Source organism: Niveispirillum sp. FG156 (assembly GCF_057809555.1).
In genome coordinates, this window is record NZ_JBMDKE010000073.1 from 1 (window position 1) to 15,130 (window position 15,130).

The 15,130-nt window shown below is 63.6% G+C and carries 10 protein-coding genes; 6 read left to right on the plus strand and 4 right to left on the minus strand.

Going from position 1 to position 15,130, the window contains the following annotated elements; translation table 11 throughout:
• Positions 1-798 precede the first annotated feature (798 nt).
• From ACODSP_RS27630 to ACODSP_RS27650, 5 genes are all read left to right on the plus strand, one after another.
• Positions 799-3,363 (plus strand): glycosyl hydrolase 115 family protein, encoded by a 2,565-nt coding sequence (locus ACODSP_RS27630; RefSeq protein ID WP_488968723.1) that lies wholly within the window; start codon positions 799-801, stop codon positions 3,361-3,363.
• Positions 3,364-3,527: 164 nt separating this feature from the next.
• On the plus strand, positions 3,528-4,622 hold the full coding sequence (locus ACODSP_RS27635; RefSeq protein WP_488968724.1) for a branched-chain amino acid aminotransferase: 1,095 nt from the start codon (positions 3,528-3,530) through the stop codon (positions 4,620-4,622).
• A 204-nt stretch (positions 4,623-4,826) separates the two neighbouring features.
• Positions 4,827-5,768, plus strand: a complete 942-nt coding sequence (locus ACODSP_RS27640; protein ID WP_488968725.1) for an acetaldehyde dehydrogenase (acetylating) — start codon at positions 4,827-4,829, stop codon at positions 5,766-5,768.
• Positions 5,765-6,796: a 4-hydroxy-2-oxovalerate aldolase gene (dmpG, locus tag ACODSP_RS27645; RefSeq protein ID WP_488968726.1), complete on the plus strand. Its 1,032-nt coding sequence runs from the start codon at positions 5,765-5,767 to the stop codon at positions 6,794-6,796. The genes ACODSP_RS27640 and dmpG overlap by 4 nt, the downstream gene beginning before the upstream one ends.
• An 89-nt stretch (positions 6,797-6,885) precedes the next feature.
• Entirely contained in the window at positions 6,886-7,839 is a 954-nt protein-coding gene (locus ACODSP_RS27650) for a GlxA family transcriptional regulator (protein WP_488968727.1), read from the plus strand.
• 2 nt (positions 7,840-7,841) lie between these two features.
• Here ACODSP_RS27650 and ACODSP_RS27655 read toward each other — a convergent pair whose 3' ends face one another.
• From ACODSP_RS27655 to ACODSP_RS27670, 4 genes are all read right to left on the minus strand, one after another.
• On the minus strand, positions 7,842-8,642 hold the full coding sequence (locus ACODSP_RS27655) for an SDR family NAD(P)-dependent oxidoreductase (RefSeq protein ID WP_488968728.1): 801 nt from the start codon (positions 8,640-8,642) through the stop codon (positions 7,842-7,844).
• Between the two features lie 114 nt (positions 8,643-8,756).
• A complete protein-coding gene (locus ACODSP_RS27660; protein WP_488968729.1) occupies positions 8,757-9,923 on the minus strand; it encodes a M20 aminoacylase family protein in 1,167 nt (388 codons plus the stop codon).
• 2 nt (positions 9,924-9,925) lie between these two features.
• On the minus strand, positions 9,926-10,420 hold the full coding sequence (locus ACODSP_RS27665) for an Lrp/AsnC family transcriptional regulator (protein WP_054165710.1): 495 nt from the start codon (positions 10,418-10,420) through the stop codon (positions 9,926-9,928).
• A gap of 40 nt (positions 10,421-10,460) precedes the next feature.
• Positions 10,461-11,849, minus strand: a complete 1,389-nt coding sequence (locus tag ACODSP_RS27670) for an aspartate aminotransferase family protein (protein ID WP_488968730.1) — start codon at positions 11,847-11,849, stop codon at positions 10,461-10,463.
• A 524-nt stretch (positions 11,850-12,373) separates the two neighbouring features.
• Between ACODSP_RS27670 and ACODSP_RS27675 the strand changes: the two genes are divergently transcribed.
• Entirely contained in the window at positions 12,374-14,608 is a 2,235-nt protein-coding gene (locus tag ACODSP_RS27675) for a glycoside hydrolase family 88 protein (protein ID WP_488968731.1), read from the plus strand.
• Positions 14,609-15,130 lie beyond the last annotated feature (522 nt).

The window sequence follows — 15,130 nt, forward strand, 5'->3', positions numbered from 1 at the left end:
AGAGTCGGATGCGGGGGCCGGGGCTGTCTGTGCCGCCACCGGCAGGGCCGTCGCCATGGCGACACCCAGGGCCAGCAGTGAGGCTTCCAGCCGCCAGGACTTATGAGCGCTATTCTTGAGCATTTTCCATTTCCCTATGAAGGTTCCTTCAGGCGACCCCTTGCTGGGGCCTTGTTCAGCATGTTCTTGCTGTCTTCTGCCCGGCCTGTTGGTAGGCACGGGGCATTATCCCACTGGCCCTGCGTCAGCGCGCGGACGGCCCTTGGCGATAGGTGGCGACCGTCGGCGAACGGCGTGCATGTTCCGGATAAACAGGCTGGCAGCAGGTATCACGGCAGATGCCGGTTGCCTTCGGGACGTTGGCGGGCAAGGGCCTGCTGATCATGTGTTCCTCTCCCTGGTTCATTTTATGCCAGCGTTGGCCCTCTTTGCCTGGGGCGTGCCGGTCAGCTTTCTTTCAGTCACTTATTTATACGATTAATAGACCAAGAGAAATTGGTCAATTGATATTCAGAAAAACCTAAATAGGTCGCAGATAATAGGGCGATCTTGCAACCTAACGCCAAATACTAAGATAAAATTGTGGGATAAATAGTTCCGACTGGCGATCATCGATTGATGATCACAGCATTCTCATTCGGGTGCTGGCCAAGCCGATTTGAAGGGGCCGAAAGGTGCGCTAACGGGCAGATAAAGTATGATTAATCGACATCCCACATTGTGCGATGTAATATCATATAATATGAGTTGTCAAGAGCAACATCGGGCGCCAGGACACCTGGGGCTTTGGGGGATCACATGGCGGCCAAGGACAGGTTAGGGATGGCGCGGATGGCCTTTGCCCAAGGATTGGCTTTCTGCCTGCTGCTATTCTGTGGTGCTGCCAATGCCGCCAATCCAGATCCATGGGTGTCCAGCCAACCAATGGCGCAGGGCTTCGCCCTGTCGGTCAGGGGACAGCCCGTTCCCATCCGGCATGACATGCAGGACCATCCCGTCGTGGCCATTGCAGCCGCCGATCTGGCGTCTGATCTGGCGATGGTGACGGGCGGGCAGCCGATGCTGCTGGGTGCTGATGACCGTGCGGGCAGCCGTCAGGAAGTCTGGATCGGGACGCTGGGCCGGTCACGCCTGATTGACGCCCTTGTCGCGGCGGGGCGGGTGCAGGTGGGGGACCTGGCGGGCGCCTGGGAAAGCTTTATCATCACAACCGTGACTGATCCCGCCCCTGGGGTGAAAAATGCCCTGGTAATCATCGGCAGCGACCGGCGGGGTACGACCTATGGCGCCTATGAACTGTCACGCGCCATCGGTGTGTCCCCCTGGGTCTGGTGGGCGGATGTGGTGCCGGCGCGACGGCCCGATCTTTACATCGCCGCCGGTATCCGGCGGTTCGGGCCGCCATCGGTTAAATACCGCGGCATATTCATCAATGATGAGGATTGGGGCCTGCATCCCTGGGCTGCCGGCACGTTCGATCCGGCGCGTGGCGATATCGGACCGAAGACGTATGAGAAGGTGTTCGGCCTGCTGCTGCGCCTGCGCGCCAATCTTCTCTGGCCCGCCATGCATCAGGTGACGCAGGCCTTCAATGCCGATCCGGCGAATGCGCGACTGGCCGACCGCTATGCCATCATCATGGGATCGTCCCATGCCGAACCGATGCTGCGCAACAATGTCGGTGAATGGAAGGGGCCGGCGGCGGCCTATGACTATGCGAAGAATCCCGACCTTGTTTGCGATTATTGGCGTGACCGGCTACGGTCGAATGGCGGATTTGAGAATGTCTATACGCTGGGCATGCGTGGCATCCATGACAGCGGCATTGTCGGCGTGGAGGGGGTGGAGGCGCAGCGTACCTTGTTGAACCGCATTATCGCCGATCAGCGTCGGCTGCTGGCCGCAAATGTCAGCCCCGAGGTCGAACGGTTGCCGCAGGTGTTCACGCCATACAAGGAGGTGCTGACCCTGTACCGCGCCGGTCTGGACCTGCCGGATGATGTCACGCTGGTCTGGCCCGATGATAATTTCGGCTATATCCGGCAGTTCCCCAACGCAGCTGAGCGGGCGCGAAAGGGGGGATCGGGGGTTTACTACCACCTGTCCTATCTGGGGGCGCCGTTGTCGCATTTGTGGCTGTCCACGGTTCCTCCATCGCTGATCGCCTTGGAGATGGGCCGGGCCTACGATCTGGGTGCCCGCACGCTCTGGGTTGCCAATGTCGGCGATATCAAGCCGGCGGAAACCAATATCGACCTGTTCACCAGCATGGGCTGGGATATGGCGGGGTTCCGACGGGCGGGTGGGGCACCGGGGTTCTTGCGCGACTGGTCGGCCAGCACCTTCGGAGAGGAGCTGGGGTCGGATGTGGCGGATATACTGATCCGGCATCACCGGCTGAATTTTGAGCGCAAGCCCGAGCATCTGCAATGGTGGCTGCCGGGGGAGCGGCCCCGCCGGTCGGACCTGAGCCCGACGGAGGTGGCCGCACGGCTGGCAGCCTTTGATCAGTTGATGGCTGACCTGGACCGGATACAGCCACGCTTACCAGCCCTGCTGCGTGATGCGTTCTTCCAGCTGGTGGAGTATCCGGTACGGGCGGCGGCCCTGGCCAACCGGCGATATTTCAAGACAGAGGCCTATGAAACCCTGTTCAACGCCGAACCGGTCACGGCCCGCAGGAACGGGGCAGAGGCGCGGGCGGCGGATGCAGCGTTGAAGGCCCTGACGGCACGATATAATGGGGAGATCGCAGGCGGCAAATGGCGTGGCATCATGGCGGAGGAACCGGCAGACAGCCTGTGGCGCAAATACCGCCTGTCGCCCCCGGTCCTGCCGGCACCGACCCTGACCCTGCCCGACCATGCGGCGACGATTGCACCGTCGGCATCGCCGCCTGAAGTGATGGAGATCGTGCAGCAGGCGGAGGCGTTCAGCCGGGTGGAACCCGCTGCTGACGCCACTTGGGTGCCGGTGCCCGATCTGGGCCGGGGTGCGGGGGCGATGGCGGTAGCCCCGGTAACGGCTCCGGCGCGCGAACAAGGCGGGCCGGCGCTGATCTATGAACTGGATCTGCCGCCCGGCAGCTGGTCTCTGTCGATTGATCTGATCCCGACCTTTCCCGTGGATGGCGGGGAGATGATGCGTCTGGGCCTGTCAGTGGATGGGGCGGCACCGGTAATGGTGGAAGTGGTGCGGGTCACCGGTGATGGCGGCTGGGTACAGGGCGTTCTGGACGGGCGGGTACGGCAGGCGTCGGGCGTGGTTCTGTCCGGCGGGCGGCATGTGCTGCGCCTGGAGATGCGGGATGCCGGCCCCGTCATCGACGCCCTGATCCTGCGGCGAGTCGCGGCGGGGAAGTAAGGGCCACCGCAATTATCTTTCCGAAATAGCGGTTACCGCCACCGGATGGCAGGGTGGCGGCATCGTCATGCCCGAAGATTGCGCGGGGGATGGACCCAGGCACAGGTTCGGTCCATTCTGCGCCCCTCCCCAGCGCCTTTCCAGATTTCGGAGAATAAGGGCAAATGAGTGCCAGCATCGAAATCCGTTCCGTCCCGCACCCCGCGCCGACGCCCGCCGATGTCCGGGCAAAACTGATCGCCGATCCCGGCTTTGGCAAGATCTTCTCCGATCACATGGTCACGGTACGCTGGTCGTCGGAAAAGGGCTGGCATGATGCGCAGCTGCGCGCGCGGGAGGCCTTTACGCTCGATCCCGCCGCTGCCGTCCTGCACTATGCCCAGGAAATCTTCGAGGGCATGAAGGCTTATCGCGGTGCCGATGGACAGGTCCTGCTGTTCCGCCCGCTGGAAAATGCCCGCCGGTTCCAACGTTCGGCGGAGCGCATGGCCATGCCCATCCTGCCGGAAGAGATTTTCCTGGAAGCGGTGGAGACGTTGGTCCGCGCCGATGTCGACTGGATCCCCGGTGGCGACGGCGCCAGCCTATATCTGCGCCCCTTCATGTTCGCCGATGAAAGCTTCCTGGGCGTGAAGCCGGCGGGCAGCTACATTTTCTGTGTCATCGCCTGCCCCGTAGGCGCCTATTTCAAGGGCGGGGCCAAGCCCGTCTCCGTCTGGGCATCGCAGGATTATACCCGCGCGGCGGCTGGCGGTACCGGTGCTGCCAAGTGTGGTGGCAATTACGCGGCCAGCCTGATCGCCCAGGCGGAGGCCATCCGCAATGGCTGCGATCAGGTCGTGTTTCTGGACGCCGCCGAAAAGCGCTGGGTCGAGGAACTGGGCGGCATGAATGTCTTCTTCGTGTTCGAGGATGGTAGCGTGCGCACGCCCGGCCTGACCGGCACCATCCTGCCCGGCATCACCCGCGACAGCATCATCACGCTGGCCCGGTCACAGGGCATGAATGTGGTCGAAGGCCCCTATTCCTTCCAGCAGTGGCAGGAAGATGCGGCGTCGGGTGCTTTGCGTGAAGTGTTCGCCTGCGGCACTGCCGCCGTCGTATCGGCCATCGGCACCGTGCGCCACAAGGGTGGGGAGTTCACCATTTCCGGCGCTGTCGAGGGGCCTGTCACCACCAAGCTGCGCGCGGGCCTGACGGCCATTCAGCGCGGCCAGGCCGATGGCGCCCATGGCTGGCGGCACGTCGTCGCTATCTGATCCGTTTGAACGGTTGGGTTTCAAGCGCCGGGTCCCGATGGGGCCCGGCGTTTTTGTTTGTATGGCTATAACTCCCATACAATGGCAGTTAGCGCGCTCCAGAAATTTGCCCGCCTTTCCCATCCGCCCTATCGTCCCCTTGATCGGACTGGGGAGGCGCCCCCCTGCCCGAGAAACCCCGGATCGCAGAGGGAGGAACCCCACGTGGGCAAGGTGAAGGCGGCGATCATCGGGTCGGGCAATATCGGCACCGACCTGATGATCAAAATGGTGAAATATCCCAAGCATATGGAGCTGGCGGCAGTTGTGGGTATCGATGCCGCGTCCGAAGGGCTGGCCCTGGCGCGCGAACGCGGGATCGTGACCACGCATGAAGGGCTGGAAGGGCTGAGGGCGCTGCCATTCTATCCCGAGATCGACATCGTCTTCGACGCCACCTCGGCCTATGCGCATAAGGTGCATGACGCGGCCCTGCGCGCCGATGGCAAGAAGGTGATCGACCTGACGCCCGCCGCCATCGGCCCCTTCGTGGTGCCGCCGGTCAACCTGGATGCGCATCTGGAACAGGGCAACATGAACATGGTGACCTGCGGCGGGCAGGCGACCATCCCCATGGTGGCCGCCGTGTCCAGCGTCGCCAAGGTTCACTATGCGGAGATCGTGGCCTCGGTCGCGTCCAAATCCGCCGGTCCCGGCACCCGCGCCAATATCGATGAGTTCACGCGCACAACGGCACGCGCCATCGAACAGGTAGGCGGCGCCACACGCGGCAAGGCCATCATCATTTTGAACCCCGCCGAACCGCCCATGATCATGCGCGATACGGTCTTCACCCTGTCGGAAGGGGCGGATGAGGAGACGATCCGCGCCGCCGTGCAGGCCATGGTGGAGAAGGTGCGCGCCTATGTGCCGGGATACCGGCTGAAGCAGGAAGTGCAGTTTGAGCGCTTTGGCGACAATAACCGCCTGAAAATCCCCGGCCAGGGCGAATTCACGGGCCTTAAGACCTCCATCTTCCTGGAAGTGGAAGGTGCGGGCGACTATCTGGCCACATATTCCGGCAATCTGGACATCATGACGGCGGCGGCCAAGGCGACGGGCGACATGCTGGCCCGCCGTATCGCAGCGCGGAGGAACGCAGCATGAGCGGCTTCAATCCCCAGACGGACAGGCTTTACATCCAGGACGTCACCCTGCGCGACGGCATGCACGCCATCCGGCACATGTACGGCCTGGACCATGTCAAAGCCATCGCCCAGGCGCTTGACCGCGCCGGCGTGGACGCGATCGAGGTTGCGCATGGCGACGGCCTGAACGGTGCCAGCTTCAACTATGGTTTCGGTGCGCATACCGATTGGGAATGGCTGGAGGCGGTCGCGTCGGTCCTGACGCGGTCGGTCCTGACCACCTTGATCCTGCCGGGCGTGGGCACGGCGGATGAGCTGCGCCGCGCCTATGATCTGGGCGTTCGGTCGGTACGGGTCGCGACGCATTGCACAGAGGCGGATGTCTCCAAGCAGCATATCGGCATCGCCCGTGACTTGGGCATGGACGTCGCCGGCTTCCTGATGATGAGCCATATGATCGAGCCGGAACGGCTGGCGGGACAGGCCAAGCTGATGGAAAGCTATGGTGCGCAGTGCGTCTATGTCACTGACAGCGGCGGTGCGCTGGACATGGACGGGGTGCGTGACCGGTTGCGGGCCTATGACAAGGTGCTGAAGCCGGAGACGCAGCGCGGCATTCACGCCCACCATAATTTGTCGCTGGGCGTGGCGAACTCCATCGTGGCGGCCCAGGAAGGGGCGGTACGCATCGATGCCAGCCTGACGGGCATGGGCGCCGGAGCCGGCAACGCGCCGCTGGAGGTGTTCATCGCCGCCGCCGACCGCAAGGGATGGAACCATGGCTGCGACGTCAATGCCCTGATGGACGCGGCGGAAGACCTTGTACGCCCCCTGCAGGACCGACCGGTGCGTGTGGACCGAGAGACCTTGGCGCTGGGCTATGCAGGGGTCTATTCCAGCTTCCTTCGCCATGCCGAAAAGGCCGCCAACGAATATGGCATCGACACCCGTGCCATCCTGGTGGAACTAGGCCGTCGCCGGATGGTGGGCGGTCAGGAGGACATGATTGTCGATGTGGCGCTGGACCTGCTGAAGCAGCGGGCCTGATTGACGCCAACGGGACAGGTGGGTGTTGACAGCTCTTGCTGCCGATGCCCATCTTTGTCCTGTTTTAAGGCTTATACAGGTTTTGGGTCATGCGTAGCGTCGGCTTTCTGGTGTTCGATGGGTTCCAGGTCATGGGACTGGCCGCCCTTTCGGTGTTCGAACTGGCCAACCTGCTGAGCGGGCAGGCGCATTACGACATCCACATGCTGTCCGATACGGGCGGACGGGTGCGTAATTCGCTGGGTTTCGGGATCGAGACAGCGGCGGTGGGCGACGTGTTCCACGACACGACCATCACGACCGGGTCGCTGCTGGCCAAGCCCGCACCGCCGGCCCTGCTGGACTATCTGCGCACGGCATCGACGCGGTCGCGCCGGGTGGCGGGCATCTGTACCGGCGCGTTTCTGCTGGCTGAGGCAGGCCTGCTGGATGGGCGCCGGGCCACCACGCACTGGGGCCATGCCAGGTCGCTGGCCACAAGGTTTCCCAAGGTGCGGGTGGAGGAGGACCGGATCTTCATCCAGGATGGCAATCTCTGGACCTCCGCCGGGATGAGTGCGGGCATCGACCTCGCCCTGGCCCTGCTGGAGGAGGATCTGGGCCGGGAGATGGCCCGGTCGGTAGCGCGGGCCATGGTGGTCTATCTGCGCCGGCCCGGCGGGCAATCGCAATTCTCCACCCTGCTGGAACTGGAGCCGAAATCCGACCGTGTGCGCCGCGCCCTGACCTATGCCAAGGAGAACCTGCGCAACGAATTGTCGGTGGAGGAACTGGCGGAGGCGGCCAGCCTGTCGCCCCGACAGTTCAGCCGCGTGTTCCGGCACGAGACAGGGCAGTCTCCCGCCAAAGCCGTGGAACATCTGCGGCTGGAGGTGGCGCGGGCCATGATGGAGGAAGGGCGCCACCCGATGGAGGTGATCGCCCGCGAAACCGGCTTTGCCGACCGCGAACGCATGCGCCGCGCCTTCCTGCGCAGCTTCGGCCAGCCACCGCAGGTGATGCGACGGCTGGCCGATCATGAACGCCATGTGGGAACGGCGTGAGGTTACGCCACGCCGAACCGAGCGGCCGGCTTGTTGCGGGAGGCATTGCCGGCGATCTTCATCCGCGCGGCTTCCAGCGCCTGCCAGTCGGCGGGATCGGGCAGTGAGGGGATGGTCACCAACTCACCCTGATCCAGGCCGGAAAGGGCGGCGTCCACCAGATCGCCCACCTCCATCACCATGTCCTGCGGCAGGACGGACGGGTCGATGCCGGCACGTTCGAAAATCTCCGTCCTTGTGTAGCCGGGCAGGACCGCCTGGAAGGTCACGCCCTTGCCGGCGGTTTCGGCGGCCAGGGCCTGTGTCAGGGCCAGGACGAAGGCCTTGGTCGCCACATAGGGGCCGTTGAACCGCTCCGGCAGCAATGCAACGGCGGACGCGATATTGATGATGGTCCCGGCCCCCTTGGCCGCGAAGACATGGGCGGCGGTCAGGGTCAGGCGCTGTAGCGCCGCCACATTCAGGGCCAGCATGGCGTCATAGGCAGTGGGGGCGCTGGACAATGCCGGACCGTTGGGGCCCAGGCCGGCATTATTGACGATCAGGGTGATGGCGGCATCGCTGACCAGCCGGTTGGCGACGATATCCTGCCCGGCAGCACTGCCCAGATCGGCGGGCAGGACATCGACCGTGCGGCCCGTTTGCGTGCGCAGGCGCAGGGCCAACGCTTCCAGCCGGGCGGCATCGCGCGCCACCAGGATCAGGTCATAACCACGGCGGGCCAGACGGTCGGCATAAGTGGCGCCGATGCCGGCGGATGCGCCCGTAACCAGTGCCGTGCCCTTGGAATTCTGCGTGCTCATTTTCTTCTCCGATACGCCCCGTCAGGGGGTGATGGGAGAAGAATAGGCCCGATCCGTCATGTCTTGAATGACATAGAAACCGCAAATCAGGACATGGCATGCGACCGTGGATGGTCAGGCGCGCAGATGCGCCTCCACCAGCCCCGCATGCAGGCGGATGCCTGTGGGGATGATGGCGTCGTTGAAATCATAATGGGGATGGTGCAGCGGGCTGCCGCAGGCGCTTTGCCCATGTTCCGCCCCCTGGCCCAGCCAGAGATAGGCACCTTGGGTCGCCTGCAGCATGAAGGCGAAATCTTCTGAGGTGAAGGCCGGTTCCGGTGCCGTGAAGGCGTGGGGAGCAACCTTTGCCGCCACGTCCAGCGCGGTGGCGGCGGCATCGGCATCATTGATGGTGGCGGGGTAATAGCGGTCATAGGTGACCTCCACCGTCACGCCATGGGCAAGCGCCACACCCTCCACCACCTGGCGCAGGGCGGCCTCGATCCTGTCCTGAATAGCGGGATCGAAGCTGCGCACGGTTCCGCCCAGGGTGACGGCGGCGGGGATGACATTGTGGGCATGGCCGCCGGCGATGCGGGTCACGGACAGAACGGCGGTCGCCATGGGCGGGATGCGGCGGGCGATGATGGTGTTGAGTTGCCCCACCATCTCGCTGGCTGCCAGGATGGCATCGGGCGTGACATGCGGCATGGCGGCATGGCCGCCCTTGCCCTTCACCACAATCTCGAATTTGTCGGCGGCGGCCATGATCGGGCCGGGGCGGGTGGCGACATGGTGGGCCGGCAGGTCGGGCCAGTTATGCAGGGCAAAGACCCGCTGACAGGGGAAACGGTCGAACAGCCCGTCCTTCACCATCTCCCGCGCCCCACCCAGCCCTTCTTCAGCCGGTTGGAAGATGAAATTGACGGTCCCGTCAAACTGACGGGTACGGGCCAGATGCCGGGCGGCCCCCAGCAGCATGGTGGTATGCCCGTCATGCCCGCAGCCATGGAACACCCCGTCCCTGGTACTGGCATGCGGCAGGCCGGTCGCTTCCTGGATCGGCAGCGCATCCATGTCGGCGCGCAGGCCGATGGTGCGATCCGACGATCCGGCGCGCAACACGCCGACAACACCCGTGCCGCCGATACCTTCATGCACCTCCAGCCCGATTTCCCGAAGGGAGGCCGCGACCAGACCGGCGGTGCGGTGTTCATGGAACCCCAGTTCAGGGTTGGCATGGATGTCGCGGCGAAAGGCGACAAGGGCGGGAAGCAGGTCGGACAGCGTGTCGGGCATGATTAAGTCTGATCCCCGAACAGAGTCTGGATGGGCAGATGGTGCTTGATGAAGGGGGACTTGATGACGACGTAGCTGAAATATTTCTCGATCCCGAAATCGCCCTCCAGCATCCCTTCGATGATGGTCTGGTAATGGGCGACACCCTGGGTCACGAATTTCAGCAGATAGTCATATCCGCCGCTGACCAGATGGCATTCCACGATCTCGTCGATCTTGCGGATGCGCGTCTCGAACCGGGAAAAGTCACCCGACCGGTGTTCGGTCAGGGTGACCTGGGTGAAGACGGTGAGGAATTCACCCAACTTGGCCAGGTTGATATGGGCGCCGTACCCTGTGATATAGCCCGCCTTTTCCAGCCGCTTGACGCGGGTCAGACAGGGGCTGGGCGACAGGCCGACAGCATCAGCCAGCTCGACATTGGTGATGCGGCCCGCCTGCTGCAACTGCGCCAGGATCTTCAGGTCGATCCGATCCAACTTGGGTCCCGGTATCATGTGTCGAGCGCCTTTTTCCTGAAGGTCCAAGACTAGGGGATCAAGCCAGGGCCGCCCGGACATCCGGGGCTTCCAGCAGGTCATCCAGGGTTTTCCGAATACGCTGGAAAATCAATGCCATTTCGGCAGCGTTACAACACAGCGCCGGTGCCAGTCCAATGATGTTGTCACCGAAGGCGCGGAAAATCACGCCATTGGCATAGCCCTGCTTGAACAGCCGGTCCGGCAGCTTCAGCGATGCATCAAAGCGGGTCTTGGCCGCCTTGTCGGACACCAGTTCGATGGCGCCCAGCACGCCCCGGCCCCGCACCTCCCCCACCAGCGGGTGATCGGCCAGGGACTCCAGACCGGCGGCGAAATCGGCGCCGCGCGCCTGACCATTGGCCAGGATGCCGCCCTCGGTATAAAGGCGGATCACCTCCAGCCCCACCGCCGCGCTGACCGGATGGCCGGAATAGGTGAAGCCATGGCCCACCACGTCGGCCCCCTTCGCGGCACTGGCGATACCCTGATAGACCTTTTCCGACATCAGCAGGGCACCCATGGGGGCATAGCCGGCGGTCAGGCCCTTGGCGACCGTCATCAGGTCGGGTTCCACACCCTCATACTCACAAGCAAACATCGGTCCGGTCCGGCCAAAACCGGTAATGACCTCGTCCGCCAGGAACAGGATGTCCAGGTCGCGGCAGGCCTCCCGCATGGCCTTCAGCCAGCCTTTGGGCGGCACGATGACCCCGCCGGAGCCCTGGATCGGTTCGCAGAAGAAGGCGGCGACATTGTCGGGGCCGCCCAGCTCCTCGACCTTGGCATGCAGCTGCGCCAGCGACCGGGCGATCACCGCCTCCGGCTCGCCCCCTACCTCGGACCGGTAGGGATAGGGTGAGGGGATATGGTGCTGCCAGGGGCGCGGCAGGTCGAACAGGCGGTGGAAATTGGCCAGCGCCGTCAGGCCGGCCCCCGTGGACGACGAGCCGTGATAGCCCCGCTCCAGCGCGATGCAATGCTTCTTCGTGGGCTTGCCCACGGCATTCCAGTAATGGGTGATGTAGCGGACGGCAGAATCCACCGCGTCGGACCCGCCCAGCGTGAAATAGACGCGGGTCAGGCTGGATGGCGCCAGCTCCACCAGCTTTTCCGCCAGCTTCACCGCCGGCTCGCTGCCGAAATGGAAATAGCCGGTGGCATAGGGCAGGCGGCGCATCTGCTCTGCCGCCACCTCGACAATGCTCTCCTGGCCATAGCCGACATTGACGCACCAAAGACCCGCGAACGCGTCCAGCAACTCGTTCCCGTCCATATCCTTCAGCCACATGCCCTTGCCGCTTTCCAGCAGGGTGGCGCCCCGCGCCTCATGCCCATGGAAGGAGGTGACGGGATGGATCAGGTGATCGCGGTCGATATCGAGAAGGGAGCGGTTGCGCTTCAGCATGGGCTTGGCCTTGGAAGGAGGTCCTGAACCAAAGCCTAGGGGCGGTGGGGCAGGGAAAGGCGCCGTTATCGCGGGCAGCACGGCAGGGCAGGCCCGCAAACAGGCGGCATGTGCAGCAGAATATGCTGTGGCTTGGACTGGGGACTGTTGAGCTTGAGAAAATCTGCCTCCCCGGCTTTCGCCGGGGAGGCAATCTACGTGTTTCAATGAGTTAGAAAGACCGCGCCCTGAATCTCAACACACCCTAGTGGCCGTCTCCTGTCTGCCGGCAGCGCGACCAATAGCCCGGGTTGACCATTTGGAAAAGTTGTATGATAACTTTTGGGCAACCGATCACCGCATGAGGAATCCGACCTCCTGCGTGCCGTGGTTGCCATCGCTGGCAAAGATCAAAGGCGGACAGGCCCGCCATCCCTCACCACGATTATCTGGGCAGCAGCGGACAGCCCGGTCCCGGCCCGTCCCCATCATAAACAGCCCCGCCCGGCAGACAGGCCGAAATGGGGCGGCATGCAGGAGAGGACATGATGAGTGCTTTGCGAAGTCTCGCCCTCAGCCTGGGTATTGTCCTAACGGCAATATCCACAATCACCGTGATGGCGGCGGCACAATCGCCCGGCGCTGTCCTGGAACCGGCGTTGCCCGCGCGTCAGGAGGTTCTGGCCATCGTGGCCCGGTCCGCCTCCGCTGAAGTGGCCCGGCTGAAGGATATCGAGGCCAACCCGTCCCCCACGCCGGTACGTGGCCGCTGGCCTGTCAACACCAACTGGATTTCCGCGACCTTCTTTGTCGGCGCCATGAAACTGGTTGACGTGCAGCCGGTGCCCGAAATTCTGGATTTCTCCCTGCGCACGGCCCGCCGCTTCAACTATGCCCATCAGGGTGACGGCGCGCCGGTGCATCTGATCAATGCCGATGATCAGGCCATCGGCGACCTTTACCAGGCCATCTATCTGCGCACCGGGTCGCCGGGCACGCTGCTGCCGCTGAAACAGCGGCTGGATTACACCCTGCCTTACCTGACCTTCACGCCGCAGCCCGAAAGGCTGGTCTGGTGGTGGTGCGACAGCCTGTTCATGGCGCCGCCCGTGCTGGCCCGCATGTCGGCGATCACCGGCGATCCCAAATATCTTTACGCCATGGACGTGCAATGGTGGCGCACATACGAGAAGCTGTATGATCGGGAACAGCATCTTTATGCCCGCGACGCCCGCTTCATCGACCGCCGGTCTGCCAATGGCAAGAAGATCTTCTGGGCGCGGGGCGAGGGCTGGGTCCTGGCCGGACTGTCCCGCGTTCTGGAGGTCATGCCGGCGGATTTCCCCTCCCGTCCGCGCTACGTCGCCCTGTTCCAGGAAATGGCGGCCCGCGTCGCCTCCCTGCAACAGGATGACGGGCTGTGGCGCGCCAGCCTGCTGGATACGCAGGCCTTTCCGGAGCCTGAAACCTCGGGCACGGCCTTCTTCACCTACGCGCTGGCCTTTGGCATCAATCACGGGCTTCTGGACCGGTCCGCCTATCTGCCAACCGTACTGAAAGGCTGGGCAGGCCTGAACCGCTATCTGTTGCCCAGCGGTATACTGGGACAGGTGCAAAGCGCTGGGGACCAGCCCGTGCCGACCAGGCCGGAGACGACGGCCCTTTATGCCAGCGGCGGGTTCATCCTGGCGGGGCTGGAGGTGGCCGAACTGGGCACGCCCGTGACCGCACTGCCCATTACCCTGCCGGCCCCGCCCGCACTGGACTATCATGCCAGCGACATGGCCGACATCCCCGTGCCGCCCGATGCGACACCGGACGTCCGCCGCGAACTGACGCGGCGCGCGGCAGAGCGTCAGGCGGTGCAGGATCTGGCCTTTGACCCCATGGTCCATGACCCGGACTACCGTTCCCCCATCGCCATGAAATGGGTGGGTGGCAAGCCGGCCCCGTTGGTGCCGCCGACGGCGGCGGAGAGGGTGCCGCGCGCTACCGTTCGCTTCGCGCCCGACCGTTTCGACGACATCCTGTGGGAGAATGACCGCGTCGCCCACCGCCTCTATGGCCCCGCTTTGCAGAAGGTGGAGCCGCCATCCGGTTCCGGCATCGACGCCTGGGCCAAGCGGGTGCGCTGGCCCTTCATGGACCGGCAGCTGAAAACCGGCGCCTATCACAATGATCAGGGCGAGGGCCTGGATTATTATAACGTCAAGGGTACGCGGGGCGTCGGCGGCCTTGGCATCTGGGCGGAAGACAAGCTGTGGGTGTCCCGTAATTGGGCCAGCCACCGCATCCTGAAGAACGGTCCCGATATCGCCTCCTTCCAGATCGATTACGCGCCCTGGCCGGTGGGCACGGGCCGCAAGGTCTGGGAGACACGGACCTTCACCCTGCCACTTGGCACCAACTTCACCCGCCTTCAGTCCCTGATCCAGTCGGATCAGCCGGAGGACCTGATCGTGGCGATCGGCCTTGGTAAGGGGGCGACCGTACCCGGCACCGCCAGTTTGCTGGCGGACAAGGACAAAGGGCTCATCGCCCTGTGGGAGCCGACCGACCCGGCCCACGGCGCCATGGGCACGGTGGTGCGTGTTGATCCCACCATGGTGGTGGATATCGCGGCGGATGGCGAGAACCACCTGATCCGCATCCGGGTGAAGCCCGGAAAGCCCTTCGTCTATTATATCGGGTCCGCCTGGGACCGCGGGCTTGATTTCAACAGCCGCACCGCCTGGGAAGCCTATGTCAGGGGTGAGAAACTGGACTTCACGGTCCAATAGGTCTGCCCCCTTCCATCCGCACCTCCAACCCGGCGCCATTCCTTAATGGATGGCTCCGGGTGCCTTCTGCAAAGCATGCACAAAGCGCATGGATGGCTCGCATTGCATGCGTTTATCCTGTGCCAAAAAATATGGAACGCCTTTGCAATATGTGGAATTATCGAAGTTGTCATACATACTGATCGTGCTAAAGATCGGTCAGAGTGGTTCTTGAACAGGATTTCTGCGCCACCTTTGTCATGTGGCCGGGAATCCCCTGAATGCCTGTCGCCCCTCTCACCGCCTGATTGGCCAGGCAAGGGGTGGCATCCGGGTAATGCCGAACGGTGCGCACAGAAAAGTAAGAACGCGCCCGATTTGGTTTAAGCGTTCTCTTGGGGAGGATAGAAAGTGCACAAGGTTAAAATGTTAACGGCGCGACGCCTTGACGTGTCGCTGCTGGCGCTGGGTGTTGCCCTGATGGCGGCAATCCCCGCTTCCGCTCAAACCGATTCTGCGCCTGCCAGCGCTAGCAACGACTCC

What these genes read in the sequence shown, in the direction of transcription:
- ACODSP_RS27630 (WP_488968723.1), top strand. Translation starts at nt 799, where the DNA reads ATGGCGGCCAAGGACAGGTTAGGGATGGCGCGGATGGCCTTTGCCCAA.
- ACODSP_RS27635 (WP_488968724.1), top strand. Translation starts at nt 3,528, where the DNA reads ATGAGTGCCAGCATCGAAATCCGTTCCGTCCCGCACCCCGCGCCGACG.
- dmpG (WP_488968726.1), top strand. Translation starts at nt 5,765, where the DNA reads ATGAGCGGCTTCAATCCCCAGACGGACAGGCTTTACATCCAGGACGTC.
- ACODSP_RS27650 (WP_488968727.1), top strand. Translation starts at nt 6,886, where the DNA reads ATGCGTAGCGTCGGCTTTCTGGTGTTCGATGGGTTCCAGGTCATGGGA.
- ACODSP_RS27655 (WP_488968728.1), bottom strand. Translation starts at nt 8,642, where the DNA reads ATGAGCACGCAGAATTCCAAGGGCACGGCACTGGTTACGGGCGCATCC.
- ACODSP_RS27660 (WP_488968729.1), bottom strand. Translation starts at nt 9,923, where the DNA reads ATGCCCGACACGCTGTCCGACCTGCTTCCCGCCCTTGTCGCCTTTCGC.
- ACODSP_RS27665 (WP_054165710.1), bottom strand. Translation starts at nt 10,420, where the DNA reads ATGATACCGGGACCCAAGTTGGATCGGATCGACCTGAAGATCCTGGCG.
- ACODSP_RS27670 (WP_488968730.1), bottom strand. Translation starts at nt 11,849, where the DNA reads ATGCTGAAGCGCAACCGCTCCCTTCTCGATATCGACCGCGATCACCTG.
- ACODSP_RS27675 (WP_488968731.1), top strand. Translation starts at nt 12,374, where the DNA reads ATGATGAGTGCTTTGCGAAGTCTCGCCCTCAGCCTGGGTATTGTCCTA.